The following is an 18,746-nucleotide window of genomic DNA, read 5'->3' on the forward strand; positions in this document are numbered from 1 at the left end:
ATAGTTTTCTACATATTGCACTAATAACAATACAAAACTTCTTATTTTCTCAATTATTACTGACATGATTTAGTTTAAGATAGGTCATCTAAATAACATCCTGCATGCAGTTTTATATGCAGACATAGTAAAGGTGAACATATGAATATGCTTCGTAAAACGATGGGTGCAGTAGCCGTAGGTGCAGCTCTGCTTGCGCCAGTCATGAGCACAACAGTTTTTGCAGCGACTGCTGCGTCGGAGCAACAAGCGACAGCAAACCTTGTCAAACAGCTCAGTGGCGTAAAAAGCTTTACTGCTAATTTTGAACAAACCACCAAAGCAACACAAGCGGGTAAAGCTGTACAGAAAAAAGGCTTAACTGCCCAGCATATGAACCAGACCTTTAAAGGGACGATGAAAGTCGAGCGCCCAGGAAAGTTCTATTGGGAAACGACAACGCCTGCAAAACAGACGATCGTGACTGCTGGACGTACTGTATGGATTTATGATCCTGATCTACAACAAGCCGTTAGACAGAGCTTAGATGAGCAAGTGGCAAATACGCCTGCATTGTTATTAAGTGGAAATACCCAGCAGATTCAAAAAGCGTATCGAATCACTCAGCCAGATGCAGGTAAAACCTATTACACGCTTTATCCTAAGCAAAAAGATGGGGCTTTCCAAAGCTTAACGATAAGTTTTGGGGCTAAAAATGCACCGACACTGATGATCTTGCAAGATTCATTGGGGCAAACCACTACTGTACGTTTTAACAACGTCAATGTGAATGCTGCAATTCCTGCTTCAACTTTTAATTTTGTGCCTCCTAAGGGGACAGATATTATTGATCAATAAGCAATTTTTTTGCAACAAGAAGCAACCTTTGGGTTGCTTTTTTATTTATTCATGCGTAAACAAAGTCAAAATAAATAAGCTGTGATGCTCTTTGTAAAGTGAGACCTTAGAAATATATGAGCTTTATCTAAGTTGGATTGAGATCAAAAAAATAAAGCGATTTTTCGAGTAAAATGTGGGTCATTAACAATTATGAATATTAATTTGAAATTTCTAGTTTTATGATAAAAGAAATCTCTAATTATGCTTTATAACATGGTAATGCAAGTGAATTTAAAAACAGGATTGGTTGTATCAGCACTATTTTCAGTCTTACTGATCGCTACAGGTTGTCAAGAAAAGCCTGCTCCTCAGGCAGAGCAAACTGGGACAAGCACTGCAAAATCGACGCAAATTCCATTGATCCAAGCAAAAGTTCAACGTGTTGATGGTATTAAAAAGCAGTTCTGTGATGAAGAGGGCTGTACTCAATACGATTTGCAGACTGTAAAAAGCAATGTACCTTGGATTGATGAGTATTTTCTAAATCGAATTAAAAAAGATGTACCTGGTGCGTTTGAGAAAGACCAAGGTCATGCTTCAGCCGAAAGCGAAGCGCAGACATCTCCAAAAGGGCTCAATCAAAATTCAATTTATGTTCGTTTTATCTCTCAACAAAATAATTTAGCCACTTTTGTGATTCAAACCTATACCTATGCAGCAGGAGCTGCGCATGGAATGTATCATAATGAATATGTGACCTTTGATTTAAGCACACAAAAGCGCTTGGCACTTACCGATATTTTAAAACCGAATGTCGAAGCCAAAGTTGCAGAGCAACTTTATGATGCTAACTCTAATTGGTTGATTCAAAAAGATATTACGCGTGATAAGTTGCAATTGAGCGATAATTATTATTACGGTGTAAATGGAATTGTCTTTGTTTATCCATTGTATGAATTAACCTCTTATGCAGAAGGCATGCCAGAGTTAAAACTACCGTATCAAACGGCGAAAGATTTGATTAAACCCGAATACTTACCAAGTTTACCTCAGGTTGAAGCAGAGACAGATAAACCAGCAACATCATAAATATGTTGTAAAATCATACAATTCACAATGCTAACACGCTCTGTCACTGTATTTTTTGCAGTGAAGAGCTTACACTATAGCCAGTTTTTTTCTTAACTTTAGATTGACTATGATCGACCCAAAATTAATCCGAAATAATATCGAGGCAGTTAATTTAGCCTTGGCAAAACGTGGTGTGCAACTGAATGTTAAAGAATGGGCATCACTAGAAGCTCGCCGTAAAGAAATTCAGTCTAGAACTGAAAACTTACAAGCGGAACGTAATTCGGGTGCGAAACAAGTTGGTCAAATCAAAAAATCCGGCGGGGATGCTTCTGAAATCATGGCACGTATGGGTGCGATTGGTGATGAAATCAAAGCAGCTGAAGTAGAATTAAATGAACTTCAGGCTGAGCTTGAAGCAAAATTGATGTCTATTCCAAATTTACCACATGAGTCTGTACCAGAAGGTAAAGATGAAAGTGATAATGTCGAAATCCTGAAATGGGGAACGCCACGTCAATTTGATTTCGAGATTAAAGATCATACTGATCTTGGCGAAATGATGGGCGGCTTAGAGTTTGAAACTGCGACAAAACTGACAGGTACACGTTTTAGTGTGCTCAAAGGTCCTTTGGCGCGTTTACAACGTGCGTTAACCCAATTCATGTTGGATACTCATACGCTTAAAAATGGTTATACCGAAGCTTATGTCCCTTATCTTGTTAATGCTGATTCATTGCGTGGAACAGGGCAATTACCTAAATTTGAAGAAGACTTATTCAAATTACAAGGTGAGAAAGAATACTATTTGATTCCGACGGCTGAGGTTCCTGTAACCAACTTTGTTCGTAATGAGATTATTGATGCTGATCGTTTACCTCTGAAGTATGCAGCACATACACCATGTTTCCGTAGTGAAGCAGGTTCATATGGTCGTGATACTCGTGGTTTGATTCGTCAGCACCAATTTGACAAAGTTGAAATGGTTCAAATCGTTAAGCCTGAAGACTCAATGGATGCTTTGGAAGCGTTGACTGGACATGCCGAAGGTATTTTACAAGCATTGGGCTTACCGTATCGTAAAATCGTTTTATGTGGCGGAGATATGGGCTTTGGGGCATGTAAAACTTATGACTTAGAAGTTTGGGTACCAAGTCAAAACACTTACCGTGAGATCTCTTCTTGTTCAAATATGTGGGACTTCCAAGCACGTCGTATGATGGCTCGTTATCGTGCAGACCAAAAGAAAACTGAACTGGTGCATACCTTGAATGGTTCTGGTTTGGCTGTGGGTCGTACCTTGTTGGCGGTGATGGAAAATTATCAACGTGCGGATGGCTCTATCGAAGTACCAGAAGTATTACGTCCGTACATGGCTGGTGCAACATTCATCGATTAAGCAATGATTTGCTGATCAATGTGTGAGTTATGTGCATAAATATTGCTTAGTACAATCAGATTTGAACTTTTGAGGAACACTGTGGAAATTTTCCCAATTTCATTAAAATTGCAAGGGCAACCTTGTCTGATTGTTGGTGGTGGGCATATTGCCTACCGCAAAGCGGTATTATTGGCTAAATCGGGTGCAGTTATTTATGTGATTGCCCCTGACATAGAAGCAGAGCTTTTAGCGCTCGTACATTCGACGCATGGGCAATATCATCCAGAAAAATTTAATGTACAACTCAGCCTAAGTCATTATCGCTTGGTGATTGCGGCAACCAATGATAAAGCTGTAAACCAAGCTGTTTTTGAGCATTGTGAAGATCTCAATATATTGGTCAATAGTGTAGATGATCCTCCGCATTGTCGTTTTATGGTGCCTGCCATTATTGATCGTTCACCGTTGGTTATTTCAATTGCGACCAATGGTGCTTCTCCGGTTCTTTCTAGACAAATTCGCACTCAACTTGAAGCTGCTATTCCACATGGGATGGGGAAGCTTGCTGATTTTTCTGGAAAATGGCGTAAAGCAGTGAAAGAACAGATCATCAATCCAGATGAGCGTCGTATTTTTTGGGAAGACTTATATGCCAGCCCTTTAAAAGAGCAGGTGTTTAATGACAACTTGATCGAGGCAGATCGCCTGATTGAGCAAGCCTTGGGTAAATGGCAAAAGCCAAAAGGTGAAGTGTATTTGGTCGGAGCAGGACCAGGTGATCCTGAGCTTTTAACATTAAAAGCATTGAGACTCATGCAGCAAGCAGATGTGATTATTTACGACCGCTTGGTTTCACCGCCCATATTAGAGTTATGTCGCCGTGATGCTGAAAAGATATATGTCGGTAAAGCACGATCAAATCATTCAGTACCTCAAGATGGAATCAACGCTTTGTTGGTCAAATATGCTGCTGAAGGTAAGCGTGTATGCCGTTTGAAAGGTGGTGATCCATTTATTTTCGGGCGTGGTGGTGAAGAAATCCAAGAGCTTTTCGCTGCAAATATAGCCTTTCAGGTCGTGCCTGGTGTAACAGCAGCATCGGGTTGTTCTGCTTATGCAGGAATTCCACTGACACACAGAGATTATGCACAGAGTGTGCGGTTTTTGACAGGGCATCTTAAAGAAGGTTCACCTGAGTTACCGTGGCGTGAGTTGGTCTATGAAAATCAAACACTGGTTTTATATATGGGCTTGGTTGGATTGGAAAAAATTTGTGAAAATCTGATTGCGCATGGTCAACGACCAAATATGCCAGTGGCTTTAATTTCTAAAGGTACGACACCTGATCAAAAAGTCGTGGTGGGAACTTTGGCCGACATTGCATCAAAAGTTGAAGAAAACCATATACAAGCACCTACTTTGACCATTATCGGTGAAGTGGTGAGTTTGCGTGAACAGTTACAGTGGCAATAAAATCTTTCTAATCTTTTGTTGATGAAAGAGTTATTCTCTTTTTTAAGTATTTAGGTTGGATTTTGAAAAGTAGAGATCTCCCGTGATTCATGTTGTTTTATACGAACCTGAAATTCCTGCAAATACAGGCAATATCATTCGTTTATGCGCCAATACTGGTGCACAATTACATCTTGTCAAACCTTTGGGTTTTGAGCTAGATGATAAGAAGTTGCGTCGTGCTGGTTTGGATTATCATGAATGGGCACATATGAAAGTTTGGGAAAACTTTGCAGAATGTTTGGTACATTTAAAGGATCAAGGGATTGACCTTGATGCGATTTATCCTTTGACGACCAAAGGCACTGAGACTCCACATACCTCGGATTTAAATCGTCCTGTTGCTTTGCTAATGGGACCAGAAACACGTGGTTTACCTGAAGATGTCAGAATGATGTTTCCTCAGCAACATTGGATTCGTTTACCTATGGCACCGAATTCACGCAGTTTAAATTTATCCAATGCGACTGCGGTGATTCTTTATGAAGCATGGCGTCAGCAAGATTTTAAAGAGCTTCAGTGAAATTTTACTTGTTCTATAGAGGGCTTATCAAAAGATAATCTTTGTTTTACTTTTTGGTTCGAGTAATGTGATTAAAATTGAATATGTTACCTGATCGGATTTAGAGGTTTCTCTAAAATCTTTGATTAGCAGATTTATTTTAATCTTTTGTCCTTTCTTTGCCTTAAAAGATGCATAGGGATAGAAAAAACTATTTTTCAAGACTGTGCCCATATAGTGTTGACAATCGCTGTCTGCACGATCTGCCACACTTGCTTTTTTAACAAGACCTTTAAAGGAAATAAGATGTTTGTCATTCACATTGGGAATGAAGCCTTCTTTGTAGACTTGAAAAGATTTTACTGTAGTATCTTCTAAAAGTTTCACCACTAAATCGCAAGAGTTGATGTAAGAAGCATATGTACTATGAGTGATTATGCTCAACATCAATAGCAATACTATTTTCATAATTTTCTCATTTTAAAAGTATCTTTTCGTTTGATTGATTTTAATTGCTATAGTCAAACCGCCTGATTATCCATACAAGTGATTCGATTTCAATCACTCATATCCAATAAACTTTATGCTTTTATACAAATTATTAGAAGCTTTTGGAGATTTATTTATTTGTTTCTAAATAGGTGATAGTTTCAGATTTAGACATTCCTTTGTAATCTGTGATTAAGATATTCAGTTTAATTTTCTCTCCCTTTTTAAGTTCTGAGCGATTTGGATAATTTGTTAAATTCTCTTCTATAACTTGACCAATATAGTGTTGGCAGCCTTGATCCGCACGCCCAGCTGCTTGCGCTTTTTTGACAACACCTTTGATATGCATTGATGTTTCCTCTATTTCACCAAGTCCATCTCTATTGATATAAAGTGTACGTGTTGAAGTATTTTCTAAAAGTTTAACAATAAGATCACATGAGTTTTCATAAGATGCAAAAGTGAGATTGCTCATCGTGATCAAGATAGAGAAAAATATAATCTTCATTGTTGTTATTCCATTCAGTCTGTAATGTTGGAATTCTATTTAGGTCCTATGTTCCCGCGATGATGCAGCTTAGGGATATATTGGTGGTATTTAAGTGCATCATGTCTGTTTTTGCAATACAAGTGACTTATATTATCGCTGGCTCAGTTTTTGCTTGAACTAAATCAAATTGCCTCTGCGCACGTATCACATGTTGCATATTTCCTTCAGCCCAGATTTTAAATGATAGTGCAGTTTGGGCAAATTCATGTCCCAGTGTTGTTAAAGCATATTCAACTCTAATGACATTATTTTCATGAATAGTACGAGAAATAAAGCCATCTCTTTCAAGAATTTTTAATTTCTGAGAAAGCACTTTGGGAGAGATGCCCATCAAATTTTTTTTGAGTTCATTGAAGTGCTGTGAGTGCTGATCGAGTTGATAAATGATCAATAAAATCCATTTATCTGCAAATTTTTCAAAAAAAGATCGTGCCGGGCAATCAGGGTGAAAAATATTAAAATTGAATGCATTAGTCATAAAATCAACCTCTGTGTAGGCATTTTAGAACAAAAAATTGACCAGTTACCAAGTAGTAACTAATTGATACTAGATTTCAAAAGTATATCATAAATTTATTGAGTTGAAACAACGCATCACTAAGTCAGTTGTTTTGACTGACCATAGGATATGAATGGATATTGTTGCAATGAAAGTTTCAGATGCAGTCATTTTTATAACAGGTGCAAATCGTGGTTTAGGTTTGGCATTGGCACAAGAAGCGGTACGACGTGGTGCTCAAAAAGTATATGCAGGAATGCGTAATATTGCTGATTTTAATCAACAGGGCATTATTCCAGTTATTGTGGATGTAACAGATCCTATTTCTATTCAAAATGCAGTAGCGCAATGTGGTGACGTGAATATTTTGGTGAATAATGCAGGTATTGCTCGTCTTAATCAAAGTCCTGTTGAAACCAATATAGTGGCAACAACACAAACTATTTTAGAGACCAATTTATATGGTGTGGTCCAAACAACGCAGTATTTTTCCCGCATTTTAGAAAACAAATCTGAAAGTTATATCGTCAATATTCTTTCTGATGTGTCTTGGGAGCCAAGCACACTTTTGACCAGTTATGCAATTTCTAAAGCTGCAGCTTGGTCATTTACCAATTCAACGCGTCAATGGTTATCAAAGTTTAATGTGTATGTGATGGGCGTACATGTGGGATTCATTGATACAGACTTAACCCAAACACTCGATATTCCTAAAATTTCTCCATCAACTGTTGCGCAACAGGTATTTGAGGGAATTGAAAACAATGCATTTGAAGTACTGGTGGGAGCATCCACGCAAGCACTCAAAAAAGGTTTAACCGCAACATTACCCAGTTATATCAAATATTAGATTTTTAATTCAAAAGTGACGTATATACGAGGACTTAACATGTCAAAAATTGCTGTCGTTTATTATTCAGGTTATGGTCATACTAAAGTGATTGCAGAAACTTTCGCGGCTGAAATTGATGCAACATTGATTGAAATTGATCAAGAAGGAAACATCCAAGATCAAGATTGGGACACTTTAGATGCTGCTGATGCAATTGTATTTGGTGCACCCACTTATATGGCAAATGCGCCGTGGCAATTTAAAAAGTTTGCTGATACATCTTCAAAGCGTTGGTTTACACGTGCTTGGACTGACAAGATCTTCGGTGGCTTTACCAACAGCGCAAGTTTAAATGGTGATAAGCAAGTGACCTTGATTTCATTGCAAACACTTGCATCTCAACATGGCGGTATATGGGTGAGCCTAGGTTTATTGCCAGCAAATACCAAAGATGCAACACGTCAGGATGTGAATAATTTAGGTGGTTCTGTGGGCTTATTGGTTCAATCGCCATCTGATGCCAGTGTTGAGGAAATTCCAAGTGGCGATTTGGAAACAGCAAAAGCCTACGCAAAACGTATCCAAGCCATCACTGACAAATTTATTGCATAATTCATGATCCATGTTTTAAAAGCATTGCTTGAATCTATGAAAACAACAAAGGCGCATTCAGCGCCTTTGTTGTTTTAGAACTTTTCAAATCATAGATTATTCATGTTCATTATGTTGTGGAGCTGGATAGCGGAAACCGCGTGTTTTATAGGCTAAATAAGCAACACCGAGTACAGCCCATGCTAAACCAAGCTTTAATGCCATTTCATCAATTTCTAGCCACATTAAAAATACGCTGGCAAAACCAAGTGAAGGAATAACCACATAGTTGATGATTTCTTTTAGAGATTTCGTTCTGCCATCACGTAGTGCGTAACGTGAAATCACGGAGAAATTCACAAAGCTAAATGCAGTCAAAGCACCAAAACTAATTAAGTTAACGATATGCTCAAGGTCTAAGAAACCAGCAGAGAGTGCAACAACACCAACAATCAAAATATTATAAGTCGGTGTATGTAATTTCGGGCTGATATGACCAAATACTTTTTTGTTGATCACGCCATCACGTCCCATGACATACATCAAACGTGATACACCCGCATGCGCTGAAATCCCTGATGCAAGTACCGCAATCACCGCAAAATAAAGCACCAGCTTTTTAAACGCAATTCCCGTAATCGCGGTGAGAAGCGTTGCATTACCAAGCGCTTCCAACATTACAGGCTGAGACTCATCCAGTGGGTTGAAATAAAGCGTTGCATTACTTGGGAAAAATAACTGAATAAAGTAAGTGCTTACAATAAAGATGATCCCTGCAATTAAAGCAGTTGAAAAAATTGCTTTTGGCAATGTTTTTTCAGCATCTTTAGTTTCTTCAGCTAGTGATGAAAGTGCATCAAAACCAGTGAATGAGAAACACAGAATCGTTGCACCACCAATTAATGCACCAATGGTTGTCATTTCACTCCAAAAAGGAGCAAGTGACCATAATTCTGCTTTGTCAGGATTTAATGTGCCATCTGCATAAACGCCTTGAGTCAGTAAAATATAAACCTCATAGACAAAATAGAAGATGATACCCAGTTGAACAACGACGATGGTGCTATTAAATCTTGCAACAAAACGTGAACCAAATAAGTTAATCACTGTCATAATAGCAGTCAACGCAATAACCCATATCCAGTTATTGACGTCTGGGAATAAAGCCCTTAGGTAGATATCCGCCAGAATAATATTGACCAGTGGTGATAATAAATAATCTAACCAAGATGACCAGCCGACCATAAAGCCGACGTTGGGATGGATTGATTTTTGCGCATAAGTGTAAGCAGAACCTGAAGAAGGATAACGCTTAATCATATGACCATAGCTGATAGAGGTTAAAAGAATGGCAACAAGCGCAAAAATATATGAAGTTGGAACATGTCCGTGACTTCCGTCTGATACTAAACCAAAGGTATCAAATAAGGTAAGTGGCTGAATATACGCTAGACCAATAATGATAATATGCCACAACACAAGATTTTTTTTCAATTTGGCTGTGGATTGGGTCCCAGTGATATCTGTCAACGGCGTTATCCTCTTAATCGTTGATCAAGGATCAGTCATATTGAATAAGGATCGTTTGAGACGAACGATCCCCCCTAAGAATAAAACAAAAGTGCGCCAATCTACTCTAAAAAGGTCGCCTTTGTCAGTAACTTTGTTTGCTTTTTTAGCAGAAAACATGCCATCTTGATTAAAAAATAGCTGACTGACCATTCTGCAAGATAAAAGCCCGATGTTTAGAAAAACATCAGGCCAGTTCATAAGCGTATATTGTCTTAATTTTAAACAATTACCAAGCTTTTTCTAAGATAGATTTTAAATCTTTAAATGTTGCTTCTTTCGGGTTGAAAATAATTGATCCGTCATTTAAAGCTTTTTCAGCGATTTCATCGAACTGAGCTTGCGAGACTTTACCTGTTTCACTGAGCGTACGTGGCAATTTAGTCAGACTGTTAATGTGATCACGCATAGTCATTAACATTTCAATTGCTTTATCAGCACGTTGATTGGCAGGTGTTTGTGCATAAATATCTGCACCAGCAAGTGGCAATAATAAATCTGCAATTTTATTGCCATTTACGTCCTTGTTATATTCCAATACATAAGGAAGAAACAAGTTCATACATAAACCATGTGGTAAGTGTGCGACTGCACCTAGAGCATGACCCAATGAGTGAACAATCCCGACCATAGAATTCGAAAATGCGATTCCAGCCATCGTAGATGCTTGTGCAAGTTCTAGGCGTCCATTGGCATCACTTGGATTGTCGAGCACATCAAATAAGCTCTTGCTGATTTTTTTGATTGCTGCAGTGGCATAAGCATCAGAAATCGGATTGGCGGCAATACATGTATATGCTTCAATCGCATGTGTCATTGCATCCATTGCCGTCATTGCTGTCAAATGCGGTGGCAACGTTTGTGTCATTCTCGGATCAAGAATGGCAGCATGTGGCATTAAGTAGTTTGAGGCGAAAGCCAGTTTTACATTTTTTTGGTTATCTGAGACAACAGCTGCCAATGTTACCTCTGAACCCGTACCAGATGTCGTCGGAATCACGAAAAAAGGTTTAAGTGGGCGAGGCAGGTTATGTGCACCTGAATATTTTAGTAAATCATCGCCGCCTTCAGAAACCAGAATATTGGCTGTCTTAGACGTATCAATGACTGAACCACCACCAACTGCAATGATCGCATCACAATTATTTTCTCGATAAGCTTGAGCCGCTGCACGCACAGTTTCTAGGCTAGAGTCTGGTGGAACGTCATCAAAGATTACGCCAATTTCAATGTCAGTGGATTCAAATGCGGCTTCAATTGGTGCTAAAAGCTGATTGGCGCGAACACCTTTGTCAGTAATGATCATCGGGCGTTTAGCGCCTAATGCTGCCAGTTCAAATGGAATATGTTCGAGTGCAGCATGACCAGCAATCACTTTTACAGGACAGAAAAATTCGTAATATGGTTTAGCCATGGGTTAAGCACTCCCTTTTAAATATGATTGGGCAACTTTGAGATAAATATTCGCAGCACCAGCTAATTTTTCTTTTAAGGTTAACTCTGAAGGGTATTCCTTTACTGCAAGTTCCGCGACGAGTTTTGGTAAGATCAATGCTTCCATTTTGTTTAGGCAACGCACTAAACGAATCGCATAAGACACGTCACCATCTGCAATCATGCGATCATTGGCAAAAGCTTGTGCTGTACTTTCTTGGAATGAAAAGACCAAGAATGCGTGATGAACATGCTTAAAAATAATTGAAAGATCAGGTTTATGGTCTAATGACTTGACCAATTCAAGCTGTTGCTTTTGATTCACCTTGGCAATAAATGAAGCGCCATTTGGAAAAACTTTCATCGATAATGTAAAACCAACAGGGAGTACAGATACTTCATGTTTAATTTCATCATCAACTTGACTCGCCATTACTAAACCTCTGCCAATCACATCCATCATGAGTTTGACGTAGGCTTGTTCTAAAGCGGGTTTGATAGATTTACTTGAAATCACTCGCTTGTCCCTTTATGCAGTTGTATTTTGTTTTAGAGTAATTACTCTAATTTGTTTTTAGAGAAAAAGAAAGTGATTTATTTGCATGTGACTTGATCGTCATTTGAGTTTTTGTCAATGACCTCAATCTCACTAAAGTAATTGCTTTGTTGAAAATACTCAAACACATCTTGAGACAATTGGTTGTAATCTGGATAATTTTGGACTAAATCACAAACCCGTACCATTTCTAAACCTGAATATCCACAAGGGTTGATGGTGTGGAAACCCTCTAAATTACAGTCAATATTTAAAGCTAAACCGTGATAGCTACGACCTCTACGGATTTTAAAACCTAAAGAACCAATTTTACGTTCATTGACATATACCCCTGGCGCATCAGGTTTGGCATATGCTTCAACTTGATATTTCTTGAGTAAATCTATCATGAGATTTTCTGCATAAGTCACGAGTGTGCGAACATTCCATTTCAAGCGATTCAAGTCAAACATAAAATAAATCACCATTTGACCAGGACCATGCCAAGTGACTTGCCCTCCACGATCAGATTGCACCACTGGAATATCGGTATGCATTAAGATGTGTTCTGGTTTACCCGCTTGTCCCTGAGTGAGTACATCAGGATGTTGTAGAATCCAAAGCTGATCAGGTGAATGTTCATCACGTTGCTCAGTAAAAGATTTCATTTCTTGAAAACGATTTGAGTAGGATGTCAAATCTTGATATTGGCGAATAATCAGTTTGGGTTTTAGAACAGCATCACTCACTATCATGTGTCCTTGAAAATAGGGGAGTTGGTTAATTATAAGGAAATTGACGACTAAAGGTGAAAACAGTTGTTATCGGTTTAAAAATAACAGGGTAATTAAGATTGAGGTGGGGCTGAGCTGGCATAAAAAAACACGCCATATAGGCGTGTTCCTTATTTATTGCAAAATTACAATGCTGTACGAATATGTTCGCAAGCTGCAAGGTCAGCATATAACGCATGAACTTGTTCAAGCTCATCAAAACGCAATTGAGCAGTAATTGAATGATATTTACCTGTACGTGATGGTTGTACAACTAGCGTTGTTTCATCAAACTCTGGAAAATGTTTAACCAAAATTTCGACGACAGCACCACGTAATTCTTCACCCGCATTACCAATCAATTTGATTGGGTAATCCATTGGAAAAACCCAAAGATGTTCTTGTAATTCGCGAGATGGAGTGCGGTCTAACATTTTTTCACCTCTAATTTATCAACAATGCCTGCAACAGTGCAGGCATTGTGTTTCTCTTAAATACTTAATGGGGTTACTCGATTAATTTTCAAGTCCCAAAAGTATTCATAGATTAAGCATGGAAATTAGTCATTTTCAAGGAATGAACGCAAATGCTCAGAACGTGAAGGATGACGAAGTTTACGTAATGCTTTTGCTTCAATCTGACGGATACGTTCACGTGTCACGTCAAATTGTTTACCAACTTCTTCCAAAGTATGGTCTGTTGGCATATCAATACCAAAACGCATTTTCAACACTTTGGCTTCACGTTCAGTCAAGTTTTCAAGCACTTCACGCGTTGCTTCTTTTAAGCCTTCTGAAGTTGCAGCATCAACAGGTGAGGTGATGTTGCTGTCTTCAATGAAATCTCCAAGATGCGAATCTTCATCATCACCAATCGGCGTTTCCATAGAAATCGGTTCTTTGGCGATTTTGAGCACTTTACGAACTTTAACTTCGTCCATCTCTAAACGTTCACCTAATTCTTCAGGTGTTGGTTCACGCCCCATTTCTTGAAGCAATTGACGAGATACGCGGTTGATCTTGTTAATTGTTTCGATCATGTGGACTGGAATACGAATTGTACGTGCTTGGTCAGCAATTGAACGAGTAATCGCCTGACGAATCCACCAAGTTGCATAGGTCGAGAATTTATAACCACGACGATATTCAAACTTGTCTACTGCTTTCATCAAGCCAATATTACCTTCTTGAATCAAGTCGAGGAATTGTAGACCACGGTTGGTATATTTTTTCGCAATCGAAATTACCAAACGTAAGTTTGCTTCCACCATTTCTTTTTTGGCACGACGAGCTTTCGCTTCACCAATCGCCATACGTTTAGAAATATCTTTAATTTCTTTCACGTTTAGATTAAGTTCTTTTTCGATGTCTGCAATTTTTTGTTGAAATGCCAATACATCTGGGCGAACTTTTTCTAAATAGCCTTTCATCTCCGCTGGTGCTTTAGCAATCTGCTCGTCCAACCATGCTGGATTTGATTCTTGACCTGGGAATGATGTACGGAATTGCGTACGGTCCATACGTCCACGACGAACCGCATAACGCATCACTTCACGTTCAGAAGTACGAATTTGCTCGTGTGTACCACGAATCATTTCAGAAATAATGTCAAACAAACGTGGAGTGAATTTGAACATCATAAATACAGTTGCAAGCGCTTCCATGGCTTCAACACCTTGAGCGCTGTTGCGACCATGTTGAGCAATCGTTTCTTTCGCTGCATTCCAAACCGCTTCTAATTCATCGAAACGAACTTTAGCGATTTCAGGATCTGGACCAGACTCACCTTCAGAATCATCATCACTTTCTGACTCTTCATCTTCGTCATCATCATCCAATTTAACGTCTTTGGCAGGTTTAGTTGATGAACTAGTTTCATCTTCATCTAAATCTTCTGATTCGTCTTCTAATACTTCAGGAATTGCTTCATCTGTTTCAGGGTCTAAATAACCTGAAAGAATATCAGCAAGGCGACGTTCACCAGCTTCATAATCTTTGTATTCTTGTAGTACAACTTCTACAGCATTTGGCCAGTAAGCGATTGAATGTAAAACGTCACGAATACCTTCTTCAATACGTTTAGCGATACTAATCTCGCCTTCACGTGTAAGAAGTTCAACAGTACCCATTTCACGCATATACATACGTACAGGGTCAGTGGTACGACCAGGTTCATTTTCTACAGAGGCAAGTACAGCAGCAGCTTCTTCTTCTGCAACTTCATCGCCAGCTTCGCTATTCCCATCAAACATTGCATCATCAGTTTCTGGTGCGCGTTCGTGTACAGGAATACCCACGTCTTGAAGCATTTGAATAATGTCTTCAATCTGTTCGCTTTCTGTGATTGAGTCTGGGAGATGATCGTTAACCTCAGCGTAGGTTAAGTAACCTTGTTCTTTGCCTCGGCTAATAAGAGCCGCTACTTGTGAAGTAGGGGAATGCATTTCGCTCATCTTTACTCTCTTCTCGTTGAATCTGTGGCAGTGAAAAACCGTGCATAATAGCACAATCTGTTAATTTATAGATGTGAATAGCTCAGCTATCCCATCAGAAAACCAGTTAAAACGGTCTGATAGAATATTTAGAATTCAAATTCAATCAATTAGGTGGGGGTGAAATTGTTATTTTCAAGATCATCCCGTGCGTTTTTTGTTCAAATTTATCGAAAAACAACAAGACGCAGGGTGGATTATATCATTACATAAAATAGGGCTTAAAAAAAGCCTAATTTGGTCTATAAATACAAAAAAAATAAAAAAAACTTGACAAGTTTTCTGAAGACAGATAAATAGCGCCTAGACCCATTCACTTTTTTTCATTATGAGGTAGTTTTAGTGTCTTCTACAGATTTTGAACTAGATGATAACTACGGTGATGATGATGTTAGTTTTGATGAGTCATCAAGCAAAATTAGCGCCAAAGAATCTTTAGAAAAGCGACGTTTGATCGATGATTTACTTGCACAGCGTCGTTTAGAGAAAGATTTAAAAGATTTTGATTATGACATTGATGACGACGATGATTTTGATGATGAAGATTAAAAATTCATTGGGCATAGCCTTGGAAAATGCTATGCTTAAAGCTGATCAAAGTTTATTGGAAACAAAATGAGTGCTTTAGATTTAGACCTACTGAGCGATTTTCTAGATGGTGACCAAAATGAATTTGGTCTAGATTTCGCAGCGACTCATGGTTTCTTATGTGCAACTGCAGTTGGTCCTCGTTTTGATCAATGGCTAGATGAGTTGTTTGATAACAATCAAAAGAAAGTTCCTGCTGAAATTATTGCACAAATCAAAGCATGGCTTGAAGCGATTCGTCAGAACTTAGCCAACGAAGAAGGAATTGAGTTTCCTTTTGAAATTGAAGAAGCAGACGTAGAGTCTAGTTTAGGAGATTGGAGTGTTGGTTTCGTAGACGCAATGTTCCTGAATGAAGATGCTTGGTTTGCACCAGAATATGAAGAGCAAATTGTAGATCTAACACTGCCAATGATGGTGTTTAGTGGTGTAGATGATGAAGATCCTCAAATGGAATCATTCCGCCGTAATGGTCAATTGATGGATGAGATCGCCGAAGAAATTCCTGAAAATCTGAATGAAATTTACTTGATGTACCATACACCAAACTAATCGACTCAGATAAAAAGCCTGCTTTCTCCAGTGAAAGCAGGCTTTTTTTTGTTTTGCTATCTGCGATAACAACACCAATACCAAGAGGCTTGATCTTGATAATATAAATCTGAATAATATTTTCTTATTTACATCCTATTTTGATATTAAGGTTGGCGATCTGCAATTTTCTTTAAATTTTCATGAATTTTGAAAATCACAATCAGCAGTTCTGAGTAAACTCGAACAGCCAAGCCACCAAACACAATAATCAATATGGCAGAGAACAAGCGACTAAAGAATCCTGAGTATGCGCCATAACCAAACCCAAACAATGTGGTTAAAGCAGCAATCACGACACCGATTAATCCGAGCCAATATAAAACAGTGACAATTTTTGGGGTAAGCATGTCATTGAGTGTCAGTAAGTTATTCATATATTAAGTACCTGTTATATTCTTCATTTAGTGATATATGTGCATGGGGTTGTAAGTGATTAAAATTTGCACTCAAAAATTTTAAATGAGATTTATTACATAATCAATCTTGCAAATGAAACAGGTTGAACTCAACCCAAATTCAATCGGGCTTCTTTCATAAGTTCTTTATAAACTATAAATCGACAAAAATCCCCTCAGCTTTGCCTTTTGTTGAAGGAAAGAAGGCACTTTCAGTATCCATTTGATTCGTTCAATATGATCGTTTTCTGATGTATAAAAGAGCTCTATTGTTCACACACAAATAAGCTTTAAGGAATTTAAAATTTACCAATTTCCTCAAAGATTAAAAATAACAGCATGATATTTCGAAATTTAGAACTTCGCGAAAAGTAAGCTGCACCCTAAAATAAACAGTAAAACCCCAATAATTCGATTGATGATAATTTCATTGTCTAAAATTTTATTGCGGATTGTGGGATGTGCACAAAATAGTGCAATGAGTGCGAACCAAATAAAATGGCTGATTGAAATGAAAGCGCCGTATGACACTAATTTTAGTGTGGAATTCCCAGCTGTAGTAATCAATTGCGCAAATAAACTGACGACAAATAGGGTTGTTTTGGGGTTCAGACTATTGGTTAAAAAACCATGTCGAAATGCTTGCCAAGCAGTGATACCCACACCATTTTCATTTAACTGTACTTTGTTTTGGGTGAACGTTTTGTATCCCAAGTAAATCAAATAAGCTGCGCCAACATATTGAATCGTTTGTAGGAGATAAGGCATATGGTTTTTTAAAAAACCGAGTCCAAGCAGACTATAAGCCACATGTATCCACACACCGCCTGCAATTCCCAATGCTGTACTGAGTCCAATTTGACGACCATATAGATAACTATTACGGGTCACAATGGCAAAGTCAGCACCTGGGCTAATGACAGCCAAACAAGTGATTAAGATGACAGCAATCATTTCATTCACTCATGCATTCCTTTTTTGAAAAATAAATTATTGTGTATATTTTTCATATATTTGATATAAAATAAATCGAGAATAATTTTTGGGTATACATGAGTTTTTGGAATATATTTAAGAGTGGTTGAAATTCTTCAAGTTTATTTACCAATTGCGAAATTTATCTTTGTTGTTGCTATAAATCTTGAGATCAAATGAGTAAATCATATGCATAAATATGATGAGACAAAGTGAAGTGGGAAAAATTTTAGCAGGAAATATAGAAATTTTATTTTAACTTTGAATTCGACTGTTTTATGACATTCGATAATGAATAAAAGGGGGGATGAGTTTTATTTTTAGTAGCTGTTGTATATTTTCAAAATAGAAAACTCGATGGTCTCATGTAATTAAATGGACGGGGATCAGCTTCGTGATGACCTATCCATCAGCTTTCAGCTTTAAAATTTTCAGGGGGATGTTTTTGATTACATTGACTTGGCTTTTTTGAATTTTCGATATACCCAATAAGCAATGAAAATAAAGACGATGAAAATAATGACATAGCTCACTTGACTGAAAATTTTTTGCATTAAGGCAGTATTGTTTCCAAAGTAATAGCCGACTGCGGCAAGAAAGCTGGTCCAGATTACTGTTCCTAAGCTGCTATACAGCATAAATTTCCAAAAGGGCATATGACTCATTCCTGCTGGAATACTAATCAAAGAGCGTACAGCTGGAATCATTCGCCCAAAAAAGACCACATTGTGACCATATTTCTCAAACCAATCTAAAGCTTTTTTAACATCTTCTGTTTTGATAAAAAGATATTTTCCGTAGCGATCTACCCATTCAAAAATTTTTTGGTTGGGAATCTTACGCCCAACCCAGTACAACAATGCTGCTGCAACAAGTGAGCCTATACTTCCTGCAATAATTACACCCGATAACAGCAATTGTCCTTGAGATGCGGTAAAGCCTGCAGATGGCATAATAATTTCAGAGGGAATAGGGGGGAAAACATTGTCTAAAAACATGAGCAGAGCAATACCGAAGTAACCCAATTGCTCCATGATCGCAATAATCCAATCAGTCATTTTGTATATAAAAATAGGCAGTTATCAACATAGTATTGTGTACATTTTAGAAAATATAGTAGGGATTTGTTGTGCTTTAAACGTTTTG

21 protein-coding genes are annotated in these 18,746 nt (G+C 38.0%); 9 read left to right on the forward strand and 12 right to left on the reverse strand.

What is annotated here, in order from left to right; genetic code table 11:
* The first annotated feature begins 141 nt into the window (after positions 1–141).
* From lolA to I9192_RS05155, 5 genes are all read left to right on the forward strand, one after another.
* Entirely contained in the window at positions 142–837 is a 696-nt protein-coding gene (gene lolA, locus I9192_RS05135) for an outer membrane lipoprotein chaperone LolA (protein ID WP_004828215.1), read from the forward strand.
* A 243-nt stretch (positions 838–1,080) separates the two neighbouring features.
* Positions 1,081–1,908 carry an RsiV family protein gene (locus tag I9192_RS05140; protein WP_004828217.1) on the forward strand — a complete coding sequence of 276 codons (828 nt, stop codon included), beginning with the start codon at positions 1,081–1,083 and terminating at the stop codon, positions 1,906–1,908.
* Positions 1,909–2,017: 109 nt separating this feature from the next.
* Complete coding sequence (serS, locus tag I9192_RS05145) at positions 2,018–3,289, forward strand: serine--tRNA ligase (RefSeq protein WP_005030767.1); 1,272 nt, start codon at positions 2,018–2,020, stop codon at positions 3,287–3,289.
* An 81-nt stretch (positions 3,290–3,370) separates the two neighbouring features.
* Complete coding sequence (cysG, locus tag I9192_RS05150; RefSeq protein ID WP_005030766.1) at positions 3,371–4,744, forward strand: siroheme synthase CysG; 1,374 nt, start codon at positions 3,371–3,373, stop codon at positions 4,742–4,744.
* An 82-nt stretch (positions 4,745–4,826) separates the two neighbouring features.
* On the forward strand, positions 4,827–5,306 hold the full coding sequence (locus tag I9192_RS05155; protein WP_004828225.1) for a tRNA (cytidine(34)-2'-O)-methyltransferase: 480 nt from the start codon (positions 4,827–4,829) through the stop codon (positions 5,304–5,306).
* Between the two features lie 27 nt (positions 5,307–5,333).
* Here I9192_RS05155 and I9192_RS05160 read toward each other — a convergent pair whose 3' ends face one another.
* From I9192_RS05160 to I9192_RS05170, 3 genes are all read right to left on the reverse strand, one after another.
* Positions 5,334–5,753, reverse strand: a complete 420-nt coding sequence (locus I9192_RS05160) for a hypothetical protein (RefSeq protein WP_005030765.1) — start codon at positions 5,751–5,753, stop codon at positions 5,334–5,336.
* Positions 5,754–5,904: 151 nt separating this feature from the next.
* Positions 5,905–6,282, reverse strand: coding sequence for a hypothetical protein (locus I9192_RS05165; RefSeq protein WP_009585615.1), 378 nt, complete (start codon positions 6,280–6,282; stop codon positions 5,905–5,907).
* A 127-nt stretch (positions 6,283–6,409) separates the two neighbouring features.
* Positions 6,410–6,802 carry a winged helix-turn-helix transcriptional regulator gene (locus I9192_RS05170; RefSeq protein ID WP_004828230.1) on the reverse strand — a complete coding sequence of 131 codons (393 nt, stop codon included), beginning with the start codon at positions 6,800–6,802 and terminating at the stop codon, positions 6,410–6,412.
* 154 nt (positions 6,803–6,956) lie between these two features.
* Here I9192_RS05170 and I9192_RS05175 point away from each other — a divergent pair, with 154 nt between their 5' ends.
* Positions 6,957–7,673, forward strand: a complete 717-nt coding sequence (locus tag I9192_RS05175) for an SDR family NAD(P)-dependent oxidoreductase (protein ID WP_200150169.1) — start codon at positions 6,957–6,959, stop codon at positions 7,671–7,673.
* Positions 7,674–7,712: 39 nt separating this feature from the next.
* Complete coding sequence (locus I9192_RS05180) at positions 7,713–8,267, forward strand: flavodoxin family protein (RefSeq protein ID WP_005030760.1); 555 nt, start codon at positions 7,713–7,715, stop codon at positions 8,265–8,267.
* 96 nt (positions 8,268–8,363) lie between these two features.
* Here I9192_RS05180 and I9192_RS05185 read toward each other — a convergent pair whose 3' ends face one another.
* From I9192_RS05185 to rpoD, 6 genes are all read right to left on the reverse strand, one after another.
* Positions 8,364–9,776, reverse strand: a complete 1,413-nt coding sequence (locus tag I9192_RS05185) for an APC family permease (protein WP_005030758.1) — start codon at positions 9,774–9,776, stop codon at positions 8,364–8,366.
* Between the two features lie 268 nt (positions 9,777–10,044).
* Entirely contained in the window at positions 10,045–11,229 is a 1,185-nt protein-coding gene (locus I9192_RS05190; protein WP_005030756.1) for an iron-containing alcohol dehydrogenase, read from the reverse strand.
* 3 nt (positions 11,230–11,232) lie between these two features.
* The gene (locus tag I9192_RS05195) at positions 11,233–11,766 is read right to left on the reverse strand and encodes a hypothetical protein (protein ID WP_004828241.1); all 534 of its coding nucleotides are present in this window, start codon (positions 11,764–11,766) and stop codon (positions 11,233–11,235) included.
* A 77-nt stretch (positions 11,767–11,843) separates the two neighbouring features.
* On the reverse strand, positions 11,844–12,533 hold the full coding sequence (gene lipB / locus I9192_RS05200; protein WP_005030754.1) for a lipoyl(octanoyl) transferase LipB: 690 nt from the start codon (positions 12,531–12,533) through the stop codon (positions 11,844–11,846).
* Positions 12,534–12,703: 170 nt separating this feature from the next.
* On the reverse strand, positions 12,704–12,991 hold the full coding sequence (locus tag I9192_RS05205; protein ID WP_005030752.1) for a YbeD family protein: 288 nt from the start codon (positions 12,989–12,991) through the stop codon (positions 12,704–12,706).
* Positions 12,992–13,116: 125 nt separating this feature from the next.
* Positions 13,117–15,063: an RNA polymerase sigma factor RpoD gene (gene rpoD, locus I9192_RS05210; protein ID WP_257790587.1), complete on the reverse strand. Its 1,947-nt coding sequence runs from the start codon at positions 15,061–15,063 to the stop codon at positions 13,117–13,119.
* A 327-nt stretch (positions 15,064–15,390) separates the two neighbouring features.
* On the opposite strand from rpoD, the gene I9192_RS05215 reads away from it, so the two are divergent.
* Together I9192_RS05215 and I9192_RS05220 are read left to right on the forward strand one after the other, a co-directional pair.
* Positions 15,391–15,597, forward strand: a complete 207-nt coding sequence (locus I9192_RS05215; protein WP_004722524.1) for a PA3496 family putative envelope integrity protein — start codon at positions 15,391–15,393, stop codon at positions 15,595–15,597.
* 66 nt (positions 15,598–15,663) lie between these two features.
* Positions 15,664–16,188 (forward strand): YecA/YgfB family protein, encoded by a 525-nt coding sequence (locus I9192_RS05220; protein ID WP_200150170.1) that lies wholly within the window; start codon positions 15,664–15,666, stop codon positions 16,186–16,188.
* Positions 16,189–16,334: 146 nt separating this feature from the next.
* On the opposite strand, the gene I9192_RS05225 is transcribed toward I9192_RS05220, so the two are convergent.
* The 3 genes from I9192_RS05225 to I9192_RS05235 form a co-directional block, all read right to left on the reverse strand.
* Positions 16,335–16,604, reverse strand: coding sequence for a DUF4282 domain-containing protein (locus I9192_RS05225; protein WP_005030747.1), 270 nt, complete (start codon positions 16,602–16,604; stop codon positions 16,335–16,337).
* Positions 16,605–16,979: 375 nt separating this feature from the next.
* Positions 16,980–17,588: a LysE family translocator gene (locus tag I9192_RS05230; protein WP_009585622.1), complete on the reverse strand. Its 609-nt coding sequence runs from the start codon at positions 17,586–17,588 to the stop codon at positions 16,980–16,982.
* Between the two features lie 461 nt (positions 17,589–18,049).
* Positions 18,050–18,634, reverse strand: a complete 585-nt coding sequence (locus I9192_RS05235; protein ID WP_005030746.1) for a DedA family protein — start codon at positions 18,632–18,634, stop codon at positions 18,050–18,052.
* Positions 18,635–18,746: the final 112 nt, after the last annotated feature.

It is taken from the genome of Acinetobacter bereziniae, assembly GCF_016576965.1.
Lineage (GTDB): Bacteria > Pseudomonadota > Gammaproteobacteria > Pseudomonadales > Moraxellaceae > Acinetobacter > Acinetobacter bereziniae.